The following is a 22,654-nucleotide window of genomic DNA, read 5'->3' as shown; positions in this document are numbered from 1 at the left end:
CCCCTGTCCCCTTCCTACACACTTTTCTCAAAGTTTTCAATAATTTGTTGAAATAGATATTTTGCATCATTTCCAACCCCAAGCAATAGGGCTGATCCTCTTCTATGCTGCCATGGAAGTCCTAAGAAATACAATCCACTAACACTAGTAACACCTCTTTTATGCTTTGGATTTCCTTGCATATCAAAAGCTTCCTTTATTTTAATCCATTGATAATCTAAGCAAAAGCCTGTTGCCCATATGATGTTTTTCACCTTTATAGTATCTCCATCTTCAAAGTATATGGTCGAATGTTCAGCATTTCTTGTTCTAGGCTTTAAGCTTACATTCCCTTTTTGAATTGATTCTTTTAACTCATACCCAAAAACAGGATCACCCTGCTGCTGAAGCTTTTTAGCTATAAAAGAGTCACGGTTTGCATGTAATATACCTAATTTATCAAACCACCAAAATATACTTTTAGAGGCAAAAGTTAACGGTAAGAATTTCAGCTTTTGACTAATAGATAAATATACTTCTTTTGTTTTCGATAATTCAACGGCTATTTGTGTCCCAGAGTTACCTCCCCCAATCACTAAAACAGCCCCATCCTGTAGTTGATTACTATTTTTATATTGAGATGAGTGAAGTTGTTTAATGCTCTTATCTAGATTTTGAGAGATTTCAGGTATTTTCGGTGTTTGAAAAGGTCCTGTAGCAACTACTATTTGTTTTGCTAACAACTCTCCTCTATTTGTTACCACATGAAAAATATTTTTAGTTTTTTCAACACTAATCACTTCGGTACCATGTTTTATTGGTAAAGAGTAAGTAGTTGCATATTTTTTAAGATACTCAACTACCTCGTCTCTTTTTGGAAGTTCATCTACATTTCCTTCCATCATCAAACCTGGTAAAGAACTGTATCTTTTAGGTGTAAATAAAACCAAAGAATCATAGCGTTTCCGCCATACATCTCCAATTTCTTGCTCCTTATCTATAATTAAAAAAGATAAATGACTTTGTTTAAGAAAATACCCCATTGAAAGACCCGCTTGACCTGCACCAATAATTAAAACATCATACATCATCGTAATCACACCTTACATACAATACATGAACATATTATCATATATAATTTATTCTTCTAGGTAGAATTTGTCAATAATATTTTCAAAGCATTTACTGTTGGTAAACAAAAAAGCCAATTACGCAGCTTCGAGAGCTGCATAATTAGCTTTTACTACTTAATAAACTGTTGACGGTCATTAAAGAAAGTTTTATAACCAAATGATGTGAAAATCATGACTGTTAGAGCTACACTTCCAGCAATACCGAGCAAAACTGCAATTTGATATTCAATCGCTATGATTGGATTTATTCCGGCTAATATTTGACCTGTCATCATCCCTGGTAAGAAAACGATTCCCATACCTACCATACTATTAATTGTTGGTAATATTGCTGAATCAAATGCAGAGTTGACAACAGACTTGGTGGCGGCTTCAGGCTTAGCTCCTAACATGAGTGCACCCTCAATTAAGTGCTTTTCCTTTTCGATACCTTCTACTAAATTCTTCACACCAAGAGTAATCCCTGTCATTGAGTTTCCTATTATCATTCCTGCTATTGGAATCAGATAATGAGGCTCATACCAAGGTTGAAAATGAATGACAACAAAATTAAAGTAAATTAACGTAAGAAGCGAACCGGCAGTCATTGAGAGAGCAATAATTTGTTTTAGTTTTTTAGATAATGGTTTTGCCACCTGCTTATATGTATTAATAATTGAAAAAGTAAGCATAAACAGCACGATAAACGTGATGATATAAGGGTTTGGCTCTTCAAAAATGTACGTCAGGATGTACCCAACGAGCACTAATTGAATCGTCATTCTTGCTGTAGAAACAATAATGCGGATTTCTCTATTTAAGCCTCTCCATCTAACGAATGCAATCAATAATATAATAAATAAATATCCAGCAGCTAGCCTCCACAGCTCAATATCTCTTATCACATTCTCCATCAACTCTCACCCCCACTTTTCTTTAAGGTAACAACATTTTCAGCATAAGTGGAAACAAGCTTTTGAGAATGTGTAATAAGAATGGCTGTTTTATTATTTTTCTTTATCATTTCGATAAAATTCTTCATGACCATTTCTTCTGTTACCTCATCTAGGGCTGAAGTCGGTTCATCCAATAAATAAACTTCCGCATCTAACAAAAGAATTCGTGCAAGCGCAAGTCTTTGTTTTTCCCCTCCTGAAAGGGTATCAGCCTTTTCATCAAGATCTTTCTCTAAATAAACAATAGTTAGTGCTTGCTTTAGCTCTTTATCTTCTTTTTCTTTTCCACCTGCGAAAATAAGACCTTTGTTCAAGTTTTCTCTAATTGTTCCTTCAAATATCGTCGGTTGTTGTGATAGCATGATAACATTTCTTCTATGATATATAGGATCAAGATCATCTATATTTTCTTTCTTATAAAAAATCTGACCATGGTCTGGAGACAACATGATATTTAACATTTTTAATAATGTTGATTTTCCTGCACCACTTTCTCCGACAAGAAAAGTCACTTTATTTGCTGGTATATTAAGTGATTCAATATTTAATATTTCTTTGTAACGAATATTTTGTAATGTAAACATTGCACTACCTCCATAAAACCTATAATCTACTAAATTTAGAGATTTGTAAAATATTTTTCTTTTTTCAGTCCAAAAGTAGAAATTATCAAAAAAACCTACGTAAAACTAATTCCATTACGTAGGTATTGTAATTGCCCTTGGTCTAGTTGCTTTATACCATTCTAAACAAAGAAAATAAATAAGAACAAGGTCTATGAGATCCCCACCATAGTACATCAACATTGCTCCAGCCTCTGCCTGAACTTTTGAAACAGAAGCTGGTGGATTAGCATATATTAATTTTGATAATATACCATGACTAGCTAGAGCACTGATTAAGACACAAGCACGATATGTAAAACTTGCTTTATGAGGGTTTGGGTCAAACGATATCATGGAAGACGTAAACAGATAACCTGCCAAAAAAACATGAATATGTATGATCAAATGCAAAAACACATTCTGATGCATGAGTGAGTAAAGGTCAGTTAAATAAAGTATCCATAACCCACCTATATTAAGCAAAGAAGAAGCGATTGGGTCACTAATCGCTCTAATAGGCCAGCTTCTTAAAACACGAGACAAACGTCGGGAAGCTGTTACACTCAATGCCCTCATCATTAATGATATTGGAGCTGCAAGGACCATTAATAACGGGGAAAGCATTCCAAGCAATAAATGACCAATCATATGAAATGTAAAATCGAAATGGGCTCGGTTAGCAATAGGTCCTACCAATGAAATAGCAGCACATAAAATACCTAATATCCAAAATATTGTTCGGTAAAGGGGCCACTTTCTATTTTTATGATTCGCAAATACAGCTGCAAGAACATAAATGAAAAGAAGCAAGCAAAATCCTATTATAAAGTATAAATCAAGGGTATCCCAAGTTGAATGGTGATTATGATTATTGTTCATATGTAGCACCCATTCCCTTGCTTTTTTTCTCATGATTTTTTGTTTGGAATAAAAGAATACAGCCAACTAAAATCATTATTGCGGCTATTATGTTCCAAATCAAATCATATGGAAGGATATTTTCTACATAGCGAATCTGATGAATTCTCATTAATTTGTGTTGAATAATCCCATCGTAAAGTTGAAATCCACCTGAACCTACAAGCATACCTCCCCACCACCTTTTAAACCAAAACCCTTGTTTTCTTCGAAGATCGGCAAGCAGGAACAAACCCCAAATAGTAGCAAACCAACTAAATGCATGAAAAAGTCCATCTGATATTAGACCAACATCTGTTGTTGATCGATCATAAAAATGATGCCAACGCAAAAGTTGATGAAACACAGTTTCATCAATAAAGGCTGCTAAGCCTATTCCAAATAAAAAACCAGACCATAGATTACGTGATAAATATTTTTTGAAATCAGAAAACATCCTTTTCCTCCTCAATTAAACCTACCGATATATCCAGATAAACAGTTTAACCATTAAAAGGAATCCTATATACACCTTTTAATATCCTTGAAATAAAAAGAGTATACACTCTAGACGAATGTATACTCTTACTTTTAAACATGGCAACTTCATTCATTTTCGTTCCTGCATATATTTCATCCATTTTTTCAGTTTAAAACTACAAATGAAAAACCCAATAATCGATATGAACCCAATAGCTGTAGATAATTGCCAAAGAACAGATTGTCCGCTATATAATCCAAAACAGAATCCGATTAGCCCAATTAGTAGTAGTTGAAAAAATCGTTTTTTATTATTTTCATATATAACAAACTGGAAATGTCTTCTCTGCTCCTTTTCTTTTATTGATTCTAATTTGTGAGGTAATTGTAAAAACTCATTTACAGTATGTATAACCTTAAAAACAGGCTGAGATTGAGCCCATTGCCAGAGAAACGACCACTTATTGTTTCCCTGCTTTTGTAGCCACCTCATAAAAACAGGTCTTCCTAATTCTAGCATTTCTGCTTCAGGTGCAACTTGGCGAAGAATTCCTTCAATTGTTACAACTGATCGACCGAGAAAAACAAACCTTGTTGGAACTTGAATAGGTAGTGCTTGAATCATATCGTTCATTTCCATTTTTAATTGAATTAAATCTGTTTCTTTTAAAGCAGCTATATCAAAGGAAACTAATTCAGCAAGTAGTTTTTCCATTGTCCTAAAGTCAGCTTGAGGATGTAGAAATCCTAATTGTGATAAGCATTCAACTGCTTTAGAGTAATCTTTTGCAAGTATACTGCCAATTAAACTTTGAAAATAAGAGGCGTCTTTTTTAGTTATTTCCCCCACCATTCCAAAATCTAATAAAATTACTTGTCCATCCTTAGTAATGAGAATATTTCCCGGATGTGGGTCTGCATGAAATATTCCAGGCTCGAGCCATTGAGGAAGAAACACCTTAAGGAGTCGTTGTGCGAGTTCTTCACGGCTTAATTCTAATGATTCAAGAGCTTTATCGTTTGTTAACCTTATTCCTTCTACCCATTCCATTACGATAATCTTTGATGTGCAAAGATCAGAATATACATGTGGAATTTTCACATCATCATCTGTTTTAAATCTTTCTTTGAAAAATAATAATGATTTCATTTCTTTTTGAAAATCGAGCTCTTGTTCAATCACATGTTTTAATTCTTTATATAACACTTTAAAATTAATAAACCCCTTAGGAACCGGAACAAAACGATCCGCAAACCAAATAATAATCCCTAATGTGCGAAAATCAGTTGAAACAATAGACTGAATCCGGGGTCTTTGTACTTTTATCGCGACTTTTTCTCCATTATTTAAAACTGCTTGGTACACTTCCCCTATTGATGCAGATGCAATTGAGGCTTTCTCAATTGAAAGTAAGTTTTTATTAAGTTCGCATCCCCATTCTTCTTCAATCACAGCTTTAATCTCTTTCCATTCTGAAGGAGGTACTTTATCCGTTAAATCCTGAATTTGCTTTATAAAGGAATGAGGAAGTAAATCCGCACGAATACTTAAAATTTGACCAACCTTTATAAGTAAACCCTCTAATTCAAAAAGTGTTTTTCGAAACTCTTCGCCGATCTTCCCCCATAACAAATCCCATTCTTGTTCAGATTTTTTCCTCAGTTTAAACCAGTAAATCCTTATAAATATTGAAAAAAATAATAACAAAACCTTTGACATTCGACTCCACTTACTTCTTATTTTCATTATATAAACCTCTTTTTCTAATTGTTAAAATCCTTAGCACAGCAAATCAGCTACTAATCTTTCTCCGCTTAATTCAACAAAAAAAGAGAAACTCCTTTTATTAAAGGAAAATTTATACAAAGAATGACTGAAGTAAGTATGCCTCTTGGTAACCCTTACAACTCTCATTCGAAAGAAAATGGCCTTTTAAGGCAAACAAATCTCTTTTCAATTGAATAAAAAAGGTTTAAGATATTATCTATCAAACAGCAAAGGGGTGAGACAATTGAAACATCTATTGCTGATAAAGTCATTTATGGTGCTATTAATCTCTCTTTCTGGCTTACAACTTGTTTCAATGTCTACGATTTATCATCATCCTACAAATCAAGGAAAAATAATTGCTGTTGAGAATGAAGCAACTGCCGGAGTACTGATTGTCGAGGAAGATCAAAAGCACTTTGACCTATTTCGCTCAGTAGATACAGCTTACATTGTTTTGATTATTGCTCTTGCAATGTTTTTATTTGGTCAATTGTTAACACATAGACAACAATTAAGACCATTTTTATACGCTGTTTATTACCAATCCTCATACTTTTCAAAAAATCATTTATTGAAACCAACCTTATTAGCATAAAAACAAAATTGGAGGTTTTATAAATGATGTTTTGGTTAAGAATGATTCCTGTTGTTCTGTTTTCAATTACTGCTCTTAGTTTGTTCACCTATCAAGGTATTGAAATCCTACATGCTTTTACAGATTATTTTAATAAAAAATAATGTAATGAAGGGCTGACCAATCTGGTCAGCCCTTTCAGGTTATAGACAAAAGGGTTTGGAATGGTCACATTCCTAACCCTTTTTGTCTTTGAGTTGGCTTTTTTATTAGAAAAGACACCCGGGAGAGAATTCTATGCCAGCTCCAGCATAAGGACCTAATGACCTTAAGGAACAAGCTGATCTACGGTAACCATCTCTAATTGATCTCGTGCGTTTGAACTCTTCTTTGATAACATCTCCATCACCTCATGCACTATAAAGCCCATTTTAGGTATGTTTTATTACTGCTGCACATAAAGTTTAAAGTTTCTGTTGATTGAAGTGGAAGGCGCGCAGACTCCTGCGGGAGCAGCTGGACAGGTTAGACCCCGCAGGAGCTTGGCGACAAGGAGGCTCACCGCCAGCCTCGCGGAAAGCGAAGCGCCTGGAACGGCAATCAACGGCCCCCTTTCACCTAAAGCCAAAAAAAAGACTGTAGGCAAGCCCAATTTTTATCGAGATTGTCTACAGTCTGAGAGGGCTGACCAATCTGGTCAGCCCTCTTTATTTATTAGCTCTCTTTTTCCTCAGCGTCTTTTATCCACACCTCGGTTACAGAACCAGCATCTTGTTCATCTAAGATAAATGAGCCATTGCTGTATCGGTCGTTTGCCCGTAGCGTTGACACATTAATACTTTCAACAACACCCTGTTCTGATTCCAAGAAGAACTCTTCTTGTTTATAAACAATAGCTCCCCCAACTATTCGATGAGGATTGTTTTTAAGTTCTCGAAGCATAATGAGACCACGTTTTGCACGAGATGACTTCTCAAAATCATTGATAGACATCTTCTTAACTGCACCTCTTTGAGTTGCAATGACTAAATATGCCTTTTGATCTGGCTTTAATACATTTCCGCTAACAACATAGTCCTCCGGCTTTAAGTTAATCCCCTTAACTCCTGCAGCACGTGGACCTACAATATTCACTTCTTCTTCAGCAAACCACAATCCATAGCCTAAATGAGTAACAAGAAATAGATCATCTTTCCCACTAGTGATATGAACGTCTACAACAATGTCATCACCTTTTAAGTTAACAGCCACTAAAGGCTTCGAATATCGTTGTGCTTTATATTGACTAAGCTCTGATTTTTTCACCATTCCTTGCTTTGTAATGAAAGTAACAAAGAGAGGTTCATCAAAATTTTTAACAGGTATTGCCTTTAAGATTTCTTCATCCCGTTCAATTGGAATAATATTTGCTATATGCTGACCAAGGTCTTTCCAACGGATGTCTGGAAGTTCATGTACAGGACAGTACAGATAATTTCCTTTATTCGTAAACAACAGCACAACTTCTGTTGTATTAATGTCAAGTTTAGTAAGCAATCGGTCGGTCTCTTTCATTCCAAAATCCTGACCGTTTGATGCTGCATATGAGCGTTGGCTCGTTCTCTTCACATAACCGTCCTTTGTAACTGTTACGATTACATCTTCAGAGGCAATCATCACCTCAAGATTGATCTTAATTTCTTCAATTTCAGCTTCAATGACTGAACGACGGTTATCTGCATATGTTTTTTTCACTTTTTTCAAATCGGTCTTTATCACTTTTAATAAAACATTTTCATCATTAAGAATGCTTGATAGTTCTTCTATCTTTAAAGCTAGCTCTTCTGATTCATTTCTTAACGCCGTTATATCTGTATTCGTTAATCGATAAAGTTGTAATGAAACGATCGCTTCTGCTTGAGGTTCAGTAAATTCATACTTTTGAATTAAGTTATCCTTTGCATCACGCTTATCTTTTGAAGCACGTATTGTTGCAATTACTTCATCTAAAATCGATAATGCTTTGATTAAACCTTCAACAATATGCTGACGTTCGCGAGCTTTACGAAGTTCATAATTCGAACGGTTTGTTACTACCTCTTTTTGATGACCAATATAAGCATCTAAAATGGAAGGTAAACCCATCAACGTCGGACGACGATTGTGTATCGCCACCATATTAAAGTTATACGTTATTTGGAGGTCACTATTTTTGTATAAATAGTTTAGGACACCTTCCGCATTAGCATCCTTTTTTAGCTCGATTACGATACGCAGTCCTGTACGATCTGTTTCATCACGTACTTCTGCAATTCCTTCAACCTTACGCTCAATACGAAATTCATCCATACGTTTAACAAGATTCGCCTTATTAACCTCAAAAGGAATTTCTGAAATTGAAATTTGCTGTTTCCCACCGCGAATTTCTTCAATTTCGGCTTTCCCACGGACAATAATCTTGCCTTTACCTGTTTCATAGGCCTTTTTTATACCTTCCACACCTTGAATGATTCCGCCTGTTGGAAAATCTGGACCTTTAATCACGGTCATTAATTCATCAACCGTACAATTTGGTTTTTCCATTCGTTTTATAACAGCATCAATCACTTCACCTAGGTGATGTGGAGGAATTTCTGTTGCGTAACCAGCAGATATACCGGTTGACCCATTCACGAGTAGATTCGGAAACATAGCTGGGAGCACTAAAGGCTCCTTACTTGTGTCATCAAAGTTTGGAACAAACTCAACAGTTTCCTTATCTATATCACGTAAAAGTTCAGAAGCGATTGCAGATAATCTTGCTTCTGTATAACGCATTGCGGCTGGAGGGTCACCATCTATACTTCCGTTGTTTCCATGCATCTGGATAAGAAGATTACGAACTTTCCAATCCTGACTCATACGAACCATTGCATCATAAACTGATGTATCACCATGAGGATGATAGTTACCAATTACGTTCCCGACTGTTTTTGCTGATTTACGATAGTTTTTATCATTTGTGTTCCCGTCAACGTGCATAGCATATAAAATTCTTCGTTGTACAGGTTTTAATCCATCACGTGCATCAGGTAACGCACGATCTTGAATAATGTACTTACTATATCGCCCAAAACGGTCACCAAGCACATCTTCAAGAGGTAAATCTCGAAAAATCTCTACTGAATCTGCCAAATTCTATACCTCCTCTGCGACCGATAAGTGCTCATTTTCTAATATATTTGTTTCTTCATCAAGACCAAAGGCCACGTTACTTTCAATCCATTTTCTACGAGGTTCAACTTTATCCCCCATTAAAGTCGTAACTCGACGCTCAGCACGTGCAGCATCGTCAATTTTCACTCGAATAAGCGTTCTTGACTCTGGGTTCATTGTTGTTTCCCACAATTGGTCTGCATTCATCTCACCAAGACCCTTGTATCTCTGAATCATGTATCCTTTTCCGACTTTCTTTATAGCACCGTCTAGCTCTTCATCTGACCAAGCATATTCTACAACTTCTTTTTTGCCCGATCCTTTACTTACTTTATATAAAGGTGGTAATGCAATAAATACTTTACCATTCTCAATTAATGGCTTCATATATCGATAAAAGAATGTTAAAAGAAGAACCTGAATATGAGCTCCATCCGTGTCGGCATCTGTCATAATAATAACTTTATCATAATTCACATCATCAACTGTAAAGTCAGCACCTACACCCGCCCCAATTGCATGAATAATTGTATTAATCTCTTCATTTTTGAAGATGTCTGCAAGCTTTGCCTTTTCTGTATTGATAACCTTACCACGTAAAGGAAGTACTGCTTGAAAGCGGCGGTCTCTTCCTTGTTTTGCTGATCCACCTGCAGAATCACCCTCAACTAAATACAGCTCATTTTTTTGTGGGTTTCGAGATTGAGCAGGTGTTAACTTTCCACTAAGAGTTGTTTCTGAACGCTTACGTTTTTTACCGCTACGTGCTTCTTCACGTGCCTTGCGCGCTGCCTCTCTTGCTTGAAATGCTTTGATCGCTTTTTTAACAAGTAAAGTACCAGAATCAGGGTTTTCTTCTAAAAAGTAGGAAAGATTTTCAGACACAATCGCATCTACAGCAGATCTTGCTTCACTAGTACCAAGCTTTCCTTTTGTTTGACCTTCAAACTGAAGAAGCTCTTCTGGAATTCTTACAGAGATGATAGCTGATAATCCCTCACGAATATCAGATCCTTCTAAGTTCTTATCTTTTTCCTTTAATAATCCTGTTTTTCTTGCATATTCATTAAAGGCTCTTGTCATTGCTGTTTTAGAACCGGCCTCATGTGTTCCACCATCTTTTGTTCGAACATTGTTAACGAAAGATAAAATATTTTCAGAGTAACCATCATTAAATTGAAATGCAAACTCAACTTCAATGCCGTTTTGTTCACCTTCAAATGAGACAACTGGATGTAAAGCATCTTTTTCCTCATTTAAATATGTGACAAATGCTTCAATACCCGTTTCATAATGGTATATCTCTGAGTTGTCGTTGCGTTGATCAATTAGCTCAATTTTAAACCCTTTCAAAAGAAAAGCCGACTCACGTAAACGTTCACTTAAAGTTTCGAAGTTATACGTAGTTGTACTAAACATCACCGGATCAGGTTTGAAATGAATTCGTGTTCCAGTTTTAGTTGTCTTCCCTTTCTTTTCAAGGGTGGTAGCTGGTTTACCTCCATTTTCAAAACGCTGCTCATATATAAATCCATCACGCTGGATTGTTACGACTAACCATTCAGAAAGTGCATTTACTACAGATGCACCTACTCCATGTAAACCACCACTTGTTTTATAACCACCTTGACCAAACTTACCTCCTGCATGTAATACGGTTAAAATAACCTCAGGAGTTGGTTTGCCAAGCTTGTGCATACCAATTGGCATACCTCGACCTTTATCTTGTACAGAAATACTATTATCTTTATGTATTTTGACAATTATATGATCTCCGTGACCAGCTAGGGCTTCATCCACAGAGTTATCGACGATTTCGTATACGAGATGATGCAAGCCTCGGCTATCTGTACTACCGATGTACATTCCAGGACGTTTTCTAACGGCCTCTAGCCCTTCAAGGACCTGAATAGCATCATCATTATAATCAAACTGTTGCTTCTTACCCAAGCGACTAAACCCCTTTCAATGACACACAATAAATCCTATTCTTAGTTAGAACGCATGTTTTAGTATTTTATACAATAATTTGCAGATCGACAACCCCCACTAAGCAAAAGAAAATCAAGTAAAAGTTTTTAATGCTGATTATGACTACAATTTACCTTATATCCATGCTTTATTGTATATGGTAAATTGGTTTTAGGAAACATTATTCGTGTAATAAAGGAAAAAATCCTTGTTTTTACAAGGATTTTTTCATAATACTCTTATATTACTTTGTCATAGCATGCTCAACCTTAATACAACGATTCATGATAACTGTTTTATCGTTTTCTTTTAGAAGATGATAGGCCTCTTCATTTTCAAGCCCTAATTGAGCCCAATAAACATCAGCATCAATTTGTAAAAATTCTTTTGCAACATCAAGCAGGTGTTCTGAACGTCTAAAAACGTTTACAATATCGATATGTTCTTTTATATCCGTTAGGTTTGCAACTGCTTTTTGTCCAAGTACTTCATCTACACCTGGATTTACAGGGATAATTTCATAACCTGCATCCTGCATTGCCTTACTAACCATATATGAAGTACGTTCTGGATTATCCGACAACCCGACAACTGCAATTTTTTTGCTATTTTTTAAAATTTGTCCAATCTCATCTCTAGTTGGAAATTCTATTGCCATCTTTTCCAGCTCCTTTTTACTTAATCATATCAAGTTCATTCGCCTCTAACAAATGATATGTACAATAAATACTGAATGATAATAATTTATATTTCTTATACTATAATGGTCATTTATATAACTTTAACATGAGAGTTTTTAGGTTTTTTTATTCTCTCATGGAGATTTTATCTTTTCCTCATGATAGAATATAAGAAGATTATGCAAAGGAGTACAAACATGATTGAAGTCCTAATATTTATTTTAGCTTATTTACTTGGTTCCATTCCGTCAGGCCTTATAGTTGGAAAACTAGGTTATGGTATTGATATTCGTGAACATGGTAGTGGTAACCTCGGTGGTACAAATACATTTCGAACACTTGGTATAAAAGCAGGAATTATTGTGACAAGTGCTGATATCCTTAAGGGTACGCTTGCTACAGCTTTACCAGACTTATTTAATATACATGGGTTACATCCGCTTCTAGTAGGTGTAGTTGCTGTAATCGGTCATACATATCCCATTTTTGCAAAATTTAAAGGCGGAAAAGCTGTTGCTACTTCTGGTGGTGTTTTATTATGCTATGTACCACTTATGTTCATCACGATGCTAGCATTCTTCTTTATTGTTTTATATATTTCTAAGTATGTTTCGCTTTCCTCTATGCTTGCAGGTGTATACGGAATCGTATACAGCATTTTCACGAAGGATATTCCACTCATTATCGTTATTTCACTTCTAACGATCTTTGTCGTATATCGTCACCGTGCGAATATTAAAAGGATTTTGAACAAAACAGAGCCAAAAGTAAAATGGCTCTGAAAGTAAGTATAAAAGACCAATCCTAATTTTAGATTGGTCTTTCTTACTTGATCATGCTTAATCATGATTATTAGCTCTATTATCTTTTCTAGTTTATAATAAAAAGTGCATTTTGTAGGTGAAAAAGGAGTGTTATTGATGAAGATTACAATAGAAGATAAAGCCGTAAGCTGGTATATAAATGAATTGCAACTTCAAAAAGGTGATAAAGTCCACTTTTTCGTACGATATGGTGGATGTAGCAATGTTCAGAAAGGCTTCTCACTAGGGGTCGTCAAACAAGAACCTGAGGAAATTGGTTCAAGTGTAGAGAGCCAAGGTATTACATTTTATGTTGAAAATAGAGACTTATGGTATTTCGATGATCATGACTTAGATGTAGTTTTAGATGAAGAAGCTGATGAACCTGTTTTTCACTATAACTAAAGCTATAAATAATGATAAAGGGTCAAAAATACCTTTGACCCTTTATGTTACGATAATTTAAAACGAGCTATATGATCATTTAATCCGTAATGTTTTAAAACCTTTAATTGGGTTTCCCCCATAATATCAAAATGAGGATATCCTTTATAAAAGTGAATCCATTCTTGTTTTAAGTCAAATGAGGCTCCCCATTTTTTTAGTTTGTTAATGTCGGCACATCCAACTTTGGTTACGCAATGAATGGTAGGAAATCGATCATCAAGCCAGAAATGTGTTAAAAATGAGATTTCCCCTTTTTCAACCTCTTCTTTCCATCTCGTTAATTCAGAACGGGAAATACCAAAAGCCATTATCTTTTCGCCTTTTCGTAGGCTTCATGCCATTCTGGGAATAATTTACGAAACTTTACTGGTCTAAAGGTGTCCTTTTGTACACACACATGGCTTGATTTTGCTTGAACTGCTAGATCACCTGATGGAGTATATATTTCGTATCCATATACACTTTTTATGCCATTATATTCTTCAATCCATGTATGTATAGTAGCTGTTTCACCATATCTTAATGGTTTTTTATAAGAAATGTCTAGATCAATGACTGGTGAAATGATTCCTTGATCTTCCATTCCTGCATATGAAAAACCTAAATCCTGAATTAACTTTGTTCTTCCCACTTCCATCCAAATAAGATAATTCGCATGGTAAACTACACCCATTTGATCTGTTTCTGCATATCTTACTTCTATTTCCGCTTTTGTTACATGCATCTAATCCGCTCTCCTTGCTATCGCTGCCCATTTTTTAGTGTATTCCATTATTTATCATATCTTTAACACTAAAGTATGTCTAATAAAGACTATCAAAACATAGAAAAAGGCGTAAAAAATAAACCAGGCATAAAGCCTGATTTATTTATTGATCGTATCTGTATCCATTTTCACGTGCTTGTGCTTCATCTTTTATTTCATTACGCATTGCATTAATGCTCTCTTCACGACGATGATTTTTAGCTTCAATGCGTTCACGTTCCTCTGGATTTGCAAATTGCATGGAATCCTGCGCTTCCTCAATGTTTTCAATTGTGTTTTGCACCATGCTCTGTAATTTCTCTACGTTATCAGAACGGTCATCTGGATTAGGTTTGTTATGTTTTGTCATCGTGTATCCTTCCTTTCATCGTTGTTTATTCAATGCTTAAAGCAAAGAAACAATGTTAGTCTGCTTTATTGAAGGAGTTTTTAAACACGTTTTTGTTCTTATTCACCCTTCGTTTGGATGACTTGAGCATGTTCTCCAGATTTATCTTGCATTTGTTTTCCTTTGTTGTTACCAAATCCTCTAGACTTCATTCCAATATGTGAAGGGTTGAGATGTGCTTGTTGATTTTTTCCCACTATTATCGCCTCCTCAAAGAATAGATTACCCTTTGTCGAGACAATTAATGACTAGAAAAGCTTGTTAAAAGCGAACGAAAAAAACACTTCTTATTTTATATAACTTAATCAAGTTTCTTTAACATCCTCTGTTCCCATCGTTCTTCTAATAATTCAAGCGCTTCACGATCTTTTAACAATTGCTGTCTATTTTCTTTTACTAGTTCCTCAAACGATTTCTTTTTGCTTTTCCTCATGTTGCCAATCACCTCCATATTGTTATAAAAAGGTTACCCAATTTTCTGATTTTTTAACACAATATTTAGAAAATATTTGAAAGTGAGATGATAATGATAATTTTTAAATTTAGGAAAAATAAAAACCGAGATCTATTCTCGGTTTATAAATCATCTAATAAATCATTCATCTGGTCGTACGTCATTGCCCCAACAAATTTTGTTCGAATCACACCTTCTTCATCAAGAAAATAAGATGTTGGATAAGATAAAACTTCAAATTGATTATTAACTTTTCCTTTTTCATCTAGTAAGACAGGAAAAGTAAGTCCTAACTCATTTACAAAGTCTTCAACTGTCTTGACACTGCTTTCTGAGCTAGTTAAGTTAACCGCGACGACAACGACGTCCCCATTGTGTTCATCCTGTATACTTTGCATGTCCGGCATTTCTGAACGACAAGGAGGACACCAAGTTGCCCAGAAATTAAGGATCACTTTCTTTCCCTTTAAACTCTCTAAGCTCATTGATTCACCGTTAAGGGTAGCTAATTCAAAGTTAGGTGCCGCACTACCTTCTGTTACACCTTCTTTAGCCGTATTAGGATTAATTGCATAATAAATGGCATAACCGATAAGAAAAACCAGAATGGATACTGCTAATATCTTTTTCAAGATGATAAAACCTCCTACATGACAGACAATACAATAAATTTCACTAGTGAAAAGGCCCCTAAAAAGACCGTTGTCAGAATGATTAATCCACATACAAAATGTTTGAATACTATTCTTTCTCTAACCATATTCCTTAATAAAAATATAAGTGATAGACATAAACCTAAATATATGCCATTATTTCCTCCAGTAAGGAAGAGCCACCGATTTGTTAACAAAAGTTGAGGGTAAAACAGGACAACACTAAATTTATATGTAATAAATATGATAAATACTACAGTCCAAAAATGTTGCTTCATAAATTTCTTTGCAGTTGTTTCCTTCAAAAGGCCATCTAATATAAAATAAGTGGCAATAAAAGAAGAAATAGAGATAATCCAAAAATATTGGATTGTAAAAGGCCCTACCTGTAAAGCATCATACATAAATAGAGATCTCCTTAATGACTATATCCCTTCTTATTTAAGCATGGATTTTACTATAGGACAATGTATAATAGGCAAGTTTCAGATTTTAGACAAAGATAACGATGAATAACGTGGGCTTGTAGTCCAATCACCATTCTGGGAGCACATACAAAAAGGGAACGGATAACCGTTCCCTTTTCATTACTAATCATAATTAGCCTTTCAACTTATCACGTAATACCATTTGAAGGATTCCGCCATGACGATAGTAGTCAATTTCAACTTCACTATCGAAACGAACTAATACTTCAAATTCCTTCTTATTACCAGCTTCATCAGTAGCAGTAACTTTAACAAAATCACGTGGTTTAACATTTTCATCAATTTCAACTTCAATTGTTTCTTTACCAGATAAGCCTAATGATTCAGCACTTTCTCCTTCTTTGAATTGAAGAGGAAGAACACCCATTAGCACTAGGTTACTACGGTGAATACGCTCGAAGCTTTGTGCAATAACTGTTTTAATTCCAAGAAGGTTTGTACCTTTAGCTGCCCAGTCACGTGAGCTTCCCATTCCGTAATCATTACCAGCTAAAACAACAAGTCCTGTACCATCTTGTTTGTAATCCATACATGCATCATAGATTGATTTAACTTCGCCAGTTGGCCAGTAAGTCGTATATCCACCTTCAGTACCAGGAGCGATTTGGTTTTTAATACGAATGTTTGCAAATGTACCTCTCATCATAACTTCGTGGTTACCACGACGTGAACCATAAGAGTTAAATTCTCTTGGTGTTACACCATTCTCTTGTAGGTAACGACCAGCAGGTGTATCTTTACCGATAGAACCGGCAGGAGAAATGTGATCTGTTGTTACAGAGTCACCAAATTTAGCAACAACACGTAACCCTTTTAGCGTTTCTACTTTTCCTGCCTCAGCTTCTAAACCTTCAAAGAATGGAGGGTTTTGGATGTATGTTGATGAATCATCCCATACATATAAAGCTTCGTCAGTTGTTTCGATTGCATTCCAACGTTCGTTATCATCGAATACTTGATCATATTCTTTTCTGAATAGTTCAGGAGTTACAGTCTTATTAACAACTTCATTAATTTCATTTGTAGTTGGCCAGATGTCGCTAAAGTATACATCTTTACCATCTTTGTCTTTACCTAGTGAATCGTTTTGTAGATCGATATCAACAGTACCTGCTAATGCATAAGCCACAACTAATGGTGGTGATGCAAGGTAGTTTCCTTTTACTAGCGGGTGAATACGACCTTCAAAGTTACGGTTACCAGATAGTACAGATGTTACTAATAAATCGTTAGCAGCTACAGCTTCTTCGATTTCATCGGCAAGTGGACCTGAGTTACCGATACATGTTGTACAACCATAACCAACTGTGTTAAAACCAAGTTGCTCTAGGTGTGGAAGTAGTCCAGAATTTTCTAGGTAACCTGTAACAACTTTAGAACCTGGAGCTAATGATGTTTTTACATATTTAGGAACTTCTAAGCCTAATTCTGTTGCTTTTTTCGCAACAAGACCTGCAGCTACTAGTACGTAAGGGTTTGATGTATTTGTACAACTAGTGATCGCAGCAATTGCAATGGCACCAGTTTTCATGCTTGTTTCATCACCATTTTTGAATTTCACAGTGATTTTTTTGTCAAGTTCAGATTTTTCTAATCCGAATCCTTGGTTTCCAGCTGGAGCTACTAAATGCTCGTGGAATTTTTCTTTCATAGCTGAAAGTGGAATTAAATCTTGTGGACGTTTAGGACCAGAGAGATTTGCTTCAATTTCAGAAAGATCAATTTCGACAACCTTCGTGAAGATTGGGTCTTCATTTTCAGGTGTGAAGAATAGTCCATTTGCTTTACAGTATTCGCCAACTACTTTAATTTGCTCTTCATCACGACCAGTTAAGCGCATGTAGTTAAGAGCTTCCTCATCAACTGGGAAGAAACCACAAGTAGCGCCATATTCAGGTGCCATATTTGCAATTGTTGCACGATCTGCAAGTGGTAATTGTGCTACACCAGGACCAAAGAACTCAACGAATTTACCAACAACACCTTGTTGACGTAATACTTGAGTTACTTTTAACGCTAAGTCAGTAGCAGTTGTACCGTTTGGAAGTTCACCAGTTAATTTAACACCAATTACTTCAGGCACTGGGAAATATGATGGTTGTCCTAGCATACCAGCTTCCGCTTCGATACCACCAACACCCCATCCAAGAACCCCGATACCATTGATCATTGTTGTATGAGAGTCAGTTCCAACTAATGAATCTGGGAATGATTCAAATTCACCATCTTCGTTTTGTACAGCGTGAACAACATTTGCTAAGTACTCTAAGTTAACTTGGTGTACAATACCTGTTGCAGGTGGTACAGCACGATAGTTATCAAAAGATTTTTTAGCCCAGCTTAAGAATTTATAACGCTCAGCATTACGTTCGAATTCAAGATCCATATTGAATTGAAGTGCATCAGCTGTTCCAGCGCGGTCAACCTGTACAGAGTGGTCAATAACAAGGTCTACTGGAATCTCTGGATTAATCTTATCAGGATCTCCACCCATATCTGCCATTGCTTTACGTAATGAAGCTAAGTCAACAACAGCCGGTACACCAGTGAAGTCTTGTAGGATAACACGAGATGGTTTAAATGGAACATCGATATCTTTTAGTTCGCTTGTTCCCCATTTAGCTAAGTTTTCAACATGTTCTTTTGTAATCACTCTGCCATCTACTTGACGTAGCACAGATTCTAAAAGAACTTTAACTGAATATGGTAAACGTGAAACGTTACCAATTCCAGCATCTTCTAATGCTTGTAAAGAATAGTAGTTGTAGGTCTTTCCATCAACCGTAAAGCTTTTACGTGATTGGAAAACATCGTTTTTTGTAGTCACTTGATTAGTCATTAATTCTCCCCCTTAGTAAGATCAAGGATCGACTCTTGTCGAAGGATGTTACCCCATTTTTAATAATTTTCACAATTTAATATTAATACAACTAGTAACATAAGTAAATAACAATGATGTTATTGATATGTATAAGTTATTCTTATGAAAGCGTACTAGTTTTACTTTTTTACTATATCAAATTTTGAGGGAAATAGTATAGTAACTTTAACATTTTTTAAATATTTTTTTTGTCATTTTTTTACCTGTCACTGAGTTTGCATGCAATTTTATCAAATGTGACAAGCTAATTTTATCGGGAGGTGAAGGAAATAATGGCTAAACGTAAAGCAAATCATGTTAGAATGGGTATGAATGATGCAAGCGCTCAAGGAGTTGGCACTGGATACAATGAAGAACTTCAAAATGAGCCTTTAACAGCTGCACAAAGACAGAACAATAAGAAAAGAAAGAAAAATCAATAATTTTTCTTATACGAAGACAAAAAACGACGGAATCACCGTCGTTTTTTAATGTTCTGTTTGATTTACTTCTTGAACAATTTGTTGAAGATCTCGCTGATATTGTTCAAGTCTATTTCTTTGTGTTTCTGAAGCATTTTCCAGCGCATTATTAATTTGCTGATAAGCCTCGTTTACTTCTTCTGCTAAATGTTTCAATTGATGTCCGTAGTCAGCACCGTCTCTTACAAGATTATCATAAACATCAAAAGCTTCCTCAGCTCCCTGCTGTGCGGCTTGAAACGATTGTTGCTTATCCTTATTATAAGGCATATCTTCACATTCCTTTCAGGTATCATCTATAAACCATATATTAGGATTCGTTATTAACTAAAATTTATTCATATTTGTTCAGCATTTTTTTATGACATTTGACTCATGATATAGATAAAGAGGAGGGATATTGATGACGAACAAAAATACAGGAAAAGATATTCGCAAAAATGCTCCAAAAGGAAACAATCCAGGGCAACCAGAACCATTAGACGGTTCTAAAAAGGTAAAAAATGCAAACCATACTCGCCAAAAGAATAATCAAGGTCATGATATGTAAAAGGAATGGGTCTCCCCATTCCTTTTTTATTTCCTCGTTTTACTTATTTTTGATATCCATTGGACAATTCCCCTTCACCAAAAATCATTTTGTGAATAATTTAAAGGTTAAGGGGACCTATGTTTTATTATGTACGCTACGTCTATGGAGGTCAATAAACATGAATATTAGAAAGTGTTCTAATCCAATGAACATTAAAGGTATAGAAGAGTGGATGACTCAATTTTTCACTGATCCGTTTACAAGCTTGCTGGATGAGCACACGTTTCGAGTTGATTTATTTGAGACTAGTGATCAGTTTATCATCGAGGGAGAAATTGGAGAGAATATAAAAAAAGAAAACATCAACATACACGTTAGTCAAGAACAGATTACAATTAAAGTAATAAAGGAAAATAAAGCAGAAAATCATGAAACTAATGAAGTAACTAGAAAAATTGTTCTCCCATATAGAATTGAAAAAAAACAAATTACAGCAACATTTACGAATGGAGTACTGGAAATAAAAATTTCGAAAACCTCAGATTCTGAAAGTTCCTCTAGTTGTATAAACATCATTGGCTGATACATTTGTAAACGCTCCCTTTCATCAGCCATGTCCATTCTTTCTTTGACTACAATTAAAAAGGTCCCCCATTTATTAGGAGAACCTTAATGTATATAAGGAAGTGAGTTTGAAAATTTCTACTCTTTCTTTTCCTTTTGATTTTGAACACTTATTGTTAAATGTTTTAATTCTAAGTTTCCGCATTTAACACAGGAAGTGCGCTCATCATTTAACAACATGCATCTGGAGCAATAATATTTCACCATCTTACATTCCCCTTTTTCAATCAATATATGATGAAAAAGGACAATTGTTTCTTATTCCACAACATGTTCAAAACTATTGTTGAAAATTTTATCTACCTTATCGATTTCATATATAAAGAATTCATGATCAGAATACTCATCTAAAGAATTCAATTCTTTATATTCATCTCTAGCAGCTTTTGCTTTTTCCAAACTTGTAAAAATCCCAAGGACATTCGAGCTTTCTCCGCACTCTGCACACCCTAAATCCAAAACAACATAAAACACGAGAAGCACCTCTCCTCTATTTCAAATTCAGGATTATGACAAAGGTAGTGAAACACTTACCGTTGTTCCTTTCCCGACAGTCGAATCAATACCAATCTTCCCTTTATGGTTTTCGATAATTTTATAGCTGGTCATTAATCCCATTCCCGTCCCCTTTTCTTTTGTTGAATAAAAGGGCTCACCGATATTTTCAAGTCGGTCCTCCGGAATTCCACAACCATTATCAATAAATTCCATGCATACTCGGGAATCGTTAGAATAGAGTCTAACGAAAACAACCCCTTTCTCATCAATCGCATCCAAGGCATTTTGTATAATATTAAAAAATACCTGTTTTAACTTGTTGGAATCTCCTTCTACGGGAGGAATGTTCGATTCAACCAAAAAATTTATTTCTTTATTAACTAATATGGCCTGAGTTTGTAACAATTGAATGACTTGTTTCAGTAACTCATCAACCTTTATCGTTTCCACTTTCTCTTGGTGTGAACGTGCTAAAGTTAAAAATTCAAAAATAATATCTTCAACACGATCTAACTCATTAAGAACAATATTCATGTATTCCTCATTACATTGTTTTGTTTCAGAAAAAAGTTGAATAAATCCTTTAACTGATGTTAACGGGTTACGAATTTCATGTGCTACAGCCGCAGCCAGTTGTCCAACAACAGCCATTTTTTCTGATCTATGTAGAAGTTTATCTTGTTCAAGCCTACTTCTAATATCTCTGGAAATTGCAATCATACCTGTAATCTTGCCAGTTTGCTCATCTATTACAGATCTTAAGTTAGATTCCACCCAAATGTAAGTTCCATCTTTATGTCTGAAGCGATAAGTAACTAACACGGGCTGTTTACTCTCTACAAGAGATTTATGTTTTTTTTCAACAAATGAAATATCATCAGGATGTATAAAGCTATACGGAAGTTCTCCCAATAATTCATCATCCTCATATCCTAAAATCTGAGTAATTGACGGAGATGTATACAAAAACCTCCCATCAGGCAAATACAAGCCGATAATATCAGATGAATGATCAGCTAACAATTTATATTTTTGTTCGTTATGCGTCAAAACCCTTTCAAGGTTTTTTTGTTCTGTAATATCAAATACCTGAGCTAAAAAGTATTTATTATTTGTCATAGGATCATTGATTGCCGTTACATGTAAAGATCCCCAAATAATTTCACCTGATTTATGGAAATACCGTTTTTCCATTTGATAGGACTCACGTTTTCCAGTATACACTTCATGATAAAGCTGCATATCTAACTCATAGTCTTCGGGATGTGAAACTTCTTCAATAGATAACTCATCCCACTCTTCTTTAGAGTATCCAATAAAATCAAAAAATGCTTTATTAGCAACATTTTGCTTTAAATTATATTCAAAAATCATTTGAGGTATTGTTGATTGCATAAAAACTTTTTCTAAAATAGATGATTGTAACATCATTTGCATCCGACCTTCACTTACTAATAATG

At 35.2% G+C, this 22,654-nt stretch carries 26 protein-coding genes; 6 read left to right on the top strand and 20 right to left on the bottom strand.

What is annotated here, in order from left to right; genetic code table 11:
* Positions 1-14: 14 nt before the first annotated feature.
* The 6 genes from D9842_RS05115 to D9842_RS05090 all read right to left on the bottom strand — a co-directional run bounded on the left by D9842_RS05115 (position 15) and on the right by D9842_RS05090 (position 5,776).
* Positions 15-1,076, bottom strand: coding sequence for a flavin-containing monooxygenase (locus tag D9842_RS05115; RefSeq protein WP_257536048.1), 1,062 nt, complete (start codon positions 1,074-1,076; stop codon positions 15-17).
* Positions 1,077-1,222: 146 nt separating this feature from the next.
* Entirely contained in the window at positions 1,223-2,005 is a 783-nt protein-coding gene (locus D9842_RS05110; protein WP_121661567.1) for an ABC transporter permease, read from the bottom strand.
* On the bottom strand, positions 2,005-2,631 hold the full coding sequence (locus D9842_RS05105) for an ABC transporter ATP-binding protein (RefSeq protein ID WP_121661566.1): 627 nt from the start codon (positions 2,629-2,631) through the stop codon (positions 2,005-2,007). The genes D9842_RS05110 and D9842_RS05105 overlap by 1 nt, the downstream gene beginning before the upstream one ends.
* Before the next feature lie 114 nt (positions 2,632-2,745).
* The gene (locus D9842_RS05100; protein ID WP_121661565.1) at positions 2,746-3,531 is read right to left on the bottom strand and encodes a cytochrome c oxidase assembly protein; all 786 of its coding nucleotides are present in this window, start codon (positions 3,529-3,531) and stop codon (positions 2,746-2,748) included.
* A complete protein-coding gene (locus D9842_RS05095; protein ID WP_121661564.1) occupies positions 3,521-4,006 on the bottom strand; it encodes a DUF2243 domain-containing protein in 486 nt (161 codons plus the stop codon). Before D9842_RS05095 ends, D9842_RS05100 begins: the two co-directional genes overlap by 11 nt.
* Positions 4,007-4,159: 153 nt before the next feature.
* Positions 4,160-5,776: an ABC1 kinase family protein gene (locus tag D9842_RS05090; RefSeq protein ID WP_121661563.1), complete on the bottom strand. Its 1,617-nt coding sequence runs from the start codon at positions 5,774-5,776 to the stop codon at positions 4,160-4,162.
* 265 nt (positions 5,777-6,041) lie between these two features.
* Here D9842_RS05090 and D9842_RS05085 point away from each other — a divergent pair, with 265 nt between their 5' ends.
* A complete protein-coding gene (locus D9842_RS05085) occupies positions 6,042-6,395 on the top strand; it encodes a hypothetical protein (protein WP_121661562.1) in 354 nt (117 codons plus the stop codon).
* 693 nt (positions 6,396-7,088) lie between these two features.
* On the opposite strand, the gene parC is transcribed toward D9842_RS05085, so the two are convergent.
* The 3 genes from parC to D9842_RS05070 form a co-directional block, all read right to left on the bottom strand.
* Positions 7,089-9,527, bottom strand: a complete 2,439-nt coding sequence (gene parC, locus D9842_RS05080; protein ID WP_121661561.1) for a DNA topoisomerase IV subunit A — start codon at positions 9,525-9,527, stop codon at positions 7,089-7,091.
* Positions 9,528-9,530: 3 nt separating this feature from the next.
* Positions 9,531-11,498, bottom strand: a complete 1,968-nt coding sequence (parE, locus tag D9842_RS05075) for a DNA topoisomerase IV subunit B (RefSeq protein ID WP_121661560.1) — start codon at positions 11,496-11,498, stop codon at positions 9,531-9,533.
* 265 nt (positions 11,499-11,763) lie between these two features.
* Positions 11,764-12,177, bottom strand: a complete 414-nt coding sequence (locus D9842_RS05070) for a CoA-binding protein (protein WP_121661559.1) — start codon at positions 12,175-12,177, stop codon at positions 11,764-11,766.
* Positions 12,178-12,396: 219 nt separating this feature from the next.
* On the opposite strand from D9842_RS05070, the gene plsY reads away from it, so the two are divergent.
* Together plsY and D9842_RS05060 are read left to right on the top strand one after the other, a co-directional pair.
* On the top strand, positions 12,397-12,981 hold the full coding sequence (gene plsY, locus D9842_RS05065) for a glycerol-3-phosphate 1-O-acyltransferase PlsY (RefSeq protein ID WP_098798273.1): 585 nt from the start codon (positions 12,397-12,399) through the stop codon (positions 12,979-12,981).
* A 138-nt stretch (positions 12,982-13,119) separates the two neighbouring features.
* Positions 13,120-13,407, top strand: a complete 288-nt coding sequence (locus D9842_RS05060; protein ID WP_121661558.1) for a HesB/YadR/YfhF family protein — start codon at positions 13,120-13,122, stop codon at positions 13,405-13,407.
* A gap of 47 nt (positions 13,408-13,454) precedes the next feature.
* Here the strand turns inward: D9842_RS05060 and D9842_RS05055 are convergent, their stop codons facing one another.
* The 8 genes from D9842_RS05055 to acnA form a co-directional block, all read right to left on the bottom strand.
* Positions 13,455-13,757, bottom strand: coding sequence for a hypothetical protein (locus tag D9842_RS05055; RefSeq protein ID WP_121661557.1), 303 nt, complete (start codon positions 13,755-13,757; stop codon positions 13,455-13,457).
* On the bottom strand, positions 13,757-14,173 hold the full coding sequence (locus D9842_RS05050) for a YbgC/FadM family acyl-CoA thioesterase (protein ID WP_098798276.1): 417 nt from the start codon (positions 14,171-14,173) through the stop codon (positions 13,757-13,759). The genes D9842_RS05055 and D9842_RS05050 overlap by 1 nt, the downstream gene beginning before the upstream one ends.
* Positions 14,174-14,318: 145 nt before the next feature.
* Positions 14,319-14,564, bottom strand: coding sequence for a small acid-soluble spore protein Tlp (gene tlp, locus D9842_RS05045; protein WP_121661556.1), 246 nt, complete (start codon positions 14,562-14,564; stop codon positions 14,319-14,321).
* A gap of 98 nt (positions 14,565-14,662) precedes the next feature.
* The gene (locus D9842_RS05040; protein ID WP_098798278.1) at positions 14,663-14,800 is read right to left on the bottom strand and encodes an acid-soluble spore protein N; all 138 of its coding nucleotides are present in this window, start codon (positions 14,798-14,800) and stop codon (positions 14,663-14,665) included.
* Positions 14,801-14,904: 104 nt separating this feature from the next.
* Complete coding sequence (locus D9842_RS05035) at positions 14,905-15,036, bottom strand: FbpB family small basic protein (protein WP_121661554.1); 132 nt, start codon at positions 15,034-15,036, stop codon at positions 14,905-14,907.
* Between the two features lie 143 nt (positions 15,037-15,179).
* Positions 15,180-15,692 carry a TlpA family protein disulfide reductase gene (locus D9842_RS05030; RefSeq protein WP_121664944.1) on the bottom strand — a complete coding sequence of 171 codons (513 nt, stop codon included), beginning with the start codon at positions 15,690-15,692 and terminating at the stop codon, positions 15,180-15,182.
* 11 nt (positions 15,693-15,703) lie between these two features.
* Positions 15,704-16,114 carry a hypothetical protein gene (locus D9842_RS25645; RefSeq protein ID WP_162987243.1) on the bottom strand — a complete coding sequence of 137 codons (411 nt, stop codon included), beginning with the start codon at positions 16,112-16,114 and terminating at the stop codon, positions 15,704-15,706.
* Between the two features lie 196 nt (positions 16,115-16,310).
* Positions 16,311-19,037: an aconitate hydratase AcnA gene (acnA, locus tag D9842_RS05025; protein WP_121661553.1), complete on the bottom strand. Its 2,727-nt coding sequence runs from the start codon at positions 19,035-19,037 to the stop codon at positions 16,311-16,313.
* A gap of 314 nt (positions 19,038-19,351) precedes the next feature.
* Between acnA and sspO the strand changes: the two genes are divergently transcribed.
* Entirely contained in the window at positions 19,352-19,501 is a 150-nt protein-coding gene (gene sspO, locus D9842_RS05020) for a small acid-soluble spore protein SspO (protein ID WP_098798283.1), read from the top strand.
* A gap of 45 nt (positions 19,502-19,546) precedes the next feature.
* Here the strand turns inward: sspO and D9842_RS05015 are convergent, their stop codons facing one another.
* Positions 19,547-19,810, bottom strand: a complete 264-nt coding sequence (locus tag D9842_RS05015; protein WP_121661552.1) for a hypothetical protein — start codon at positions 19,808-19,810, stop codon at positions 19,547-19,549.
* A gap of 133 nt (positions 19,811-19,943) precedes the next feature.
* Here D9842_RS05015 and D9842_RS05010 point away from each other — a divergent pair, with 133 nt between their 5' ends.
* On the top strand, positions 19,944-20,090 hold the full coding sequence (locus tag D9842_RS05010) for a small acid-soluble spore protein P (protein WP_098798285.1): 147 nt from the start codon (positions 19,944-19,946) through the stop codon (positions 20,088-20,090).
* Between the two features lie 160 nt (positions 20,091-20,250).
* Complete coding sequence (locus D9842_RS05005) at positions 20,251-20,655, top strand: Hsp20/alpha crystallin family protein (protein WP_162987301.1); 405 nt, start codon at positions 20,251-20,253, stop codon at positions 20,653-20,655.
* A gap of 299 nt (positions 20,656-20,954) precedes the next feature.
* Here the strand turns inward: D9842_RS05005 and D9842_RS05000 are convergent, their stop codons facing one another.
* Positions 20,955-21,170, bottom strand: a complete 216-nt coding sequence (locus D9842_RS05000) for a DUF7336 domain-containing protein (RefSeq protein ID WP_121661550.1) — start codon at positions 21,168-21,170, stop codon at positions 20,955-20,957.
* Positions 21,171-21,203: 33 nt separating this feature from the next.
* Positions 21,204-22,625, bottom strand: a complete 1,422-nt coding sequence (locus D9842_RS04995; protein ID WP_162987300.1) for a PAS domain S-box protein — start codon at positions 22,623-22,625, stop codon at positions 21,204-21,206.
* Between the last annotated feature and the right edge of the window lie 29 nt (positions 22,626-22,654).

Source organism: Metabacillus litoralis (assembly GCF_003667825.1).
GTDB lineage: Bacteria > Bacillota > Bacilli > Bacillales > Bacillaceae > Metabacillus > Metabacillus litoralis_B.
This window is presented reverse-complemented; position numbering and strand designations above follow the sequence as displayed.

Excerpts from the sequence above, each read along its gene's own strand:
- D9842_RS05110 (WP_121661567.1), bottom strand. The coding sequence starts at position 2,005 with ATGGAGAATGTGATAAGAGATATTGAGCTGTGGAGGCTAGCTGCTGGA.
- D9842_RS05105 (WP_121661566.1), bottom strand. The coding sequence starts at position 2,631 with ATGTTTACATTACAAAATATTCGTTACAAAGAAATATTAAATATTGAA.
- D9842_RS05100 (WP_121661565.1), bottom strand. The coding sequence starts at position 3,531 with ATGAACAATAATCATAATCACCATTCAACTTGGGATACCCTTGATTTA.
- D9842_RS05095 (WP_121661564.1), bottom strand. The coding sequence starts at position 4,006 with ATGTTTTCTGATTTCAAAAAATATTTATCACGTAATCTATGGTCTGGT.
- D9842_RS05090 (WP_121661563.1), bottom strand. The coding sequence starts at position 5,776 with ATGAAAATAAGAAGTAAGTGGAGTCGAATGTCAAAGGTTTTGTTATTA.
- D9842_RS05070 (WP_121661559.1), bottom strand. The coding sequence starts at position 12,177 with ATGGCAATAGAATTTCCAACTAGAGATGAGATTGGACAAATTTTAAAA.
- plsY (WP_098798273.1), top strand. The coding sequence starts at position 12,397 with ATGATTGAAGTCCTAATATTTATTTTAGCTTATTTACTTGGTTCCATT.
- D9842_RS05060 (WP_121661558.1), top strand. The coding sequence starts at position 13,120 with ATGAAGATTACAATAGAAGATAAAGCCGTAAGCTGGTATATAAATGAA.
- D9842_RS05055 (WP_121661557.1), bottom strand. The coding sequence starts at position 13,757 with ATGGCTTTTGGTATTTCCCGTTCTGAATTAACGAGATGGAAAGAAGAG.
- D9842_RS05050 (WP_098798276.1), bottom strand. The coding sequence starts at position 14,173 with ATGCATGTAACAAAAGCGGAAATAGAAGTAAGATATGCAGAAACAGAT.
- tlp (WP_121661556.1), bottom strand. The coding sequence starts at position 14,564 with ATGACAAAACATAACAAACCTAATCCAGATGACCGTTCTGATAACGTA.
- D9842_RS05035 (WP_121661554.1), bottom strand. The coding sequence starts at position 15,036 with ATGAGGAAAAGCAAAAAGAAATCGTTTGAGGAACTAGTAAAAGAAAAT.
- D9842_RS25645 (WP_162987243.1), bottom strand. The coding sequence starts at position 16,114 with ATGTATGATGCTTTACAGGTAGGGCCTTTTACAATCCAATATTTTTGG.
- acnA (WP_121661553.1), bottom strand. The coding sequence starts at position 19,037 with ATGACTAATCAAGTGACTACAAAAAACGATGTTTTCCAATCACGTAAA.
- sspO (WP_098798283.1), top strand. The coding sequence starts at position 19,352 with ATGGCTAAACGTAAAGCAAATCATGTTAGAATGGGTATGAATGATGCA.
- D9842_RS05015 (WP_121661552.1), bottom strand. The coding sequence starts at position 19,810 with ATGCCTTATAATAAGGATAAGCAACAATCGTTTCAAGCCGCACAGCAG.
- D9842_RS05010 (WP_098798285.1), top strand. The coding sequence starts at position 19,944 with ATGACGAACAAAAATACAGGAAAAGATATTCGCAAAAATGCTCCAAAA.
- D9842_RS05005 (WP_162987301.1), top strand. The coding sequence starts at position 20,251 with ATGAATATTAGAAAGTGTTCTAATCCAATGAACATTAAAGGTATAGAA.
- D9842_RS04995 (WP_162987300.1), bottom strand. The coding sequence starts at position 22,625 with ATGATGTTACAATCATCTATTTTAGAAAAAGTTTTTATGCAATCAACA.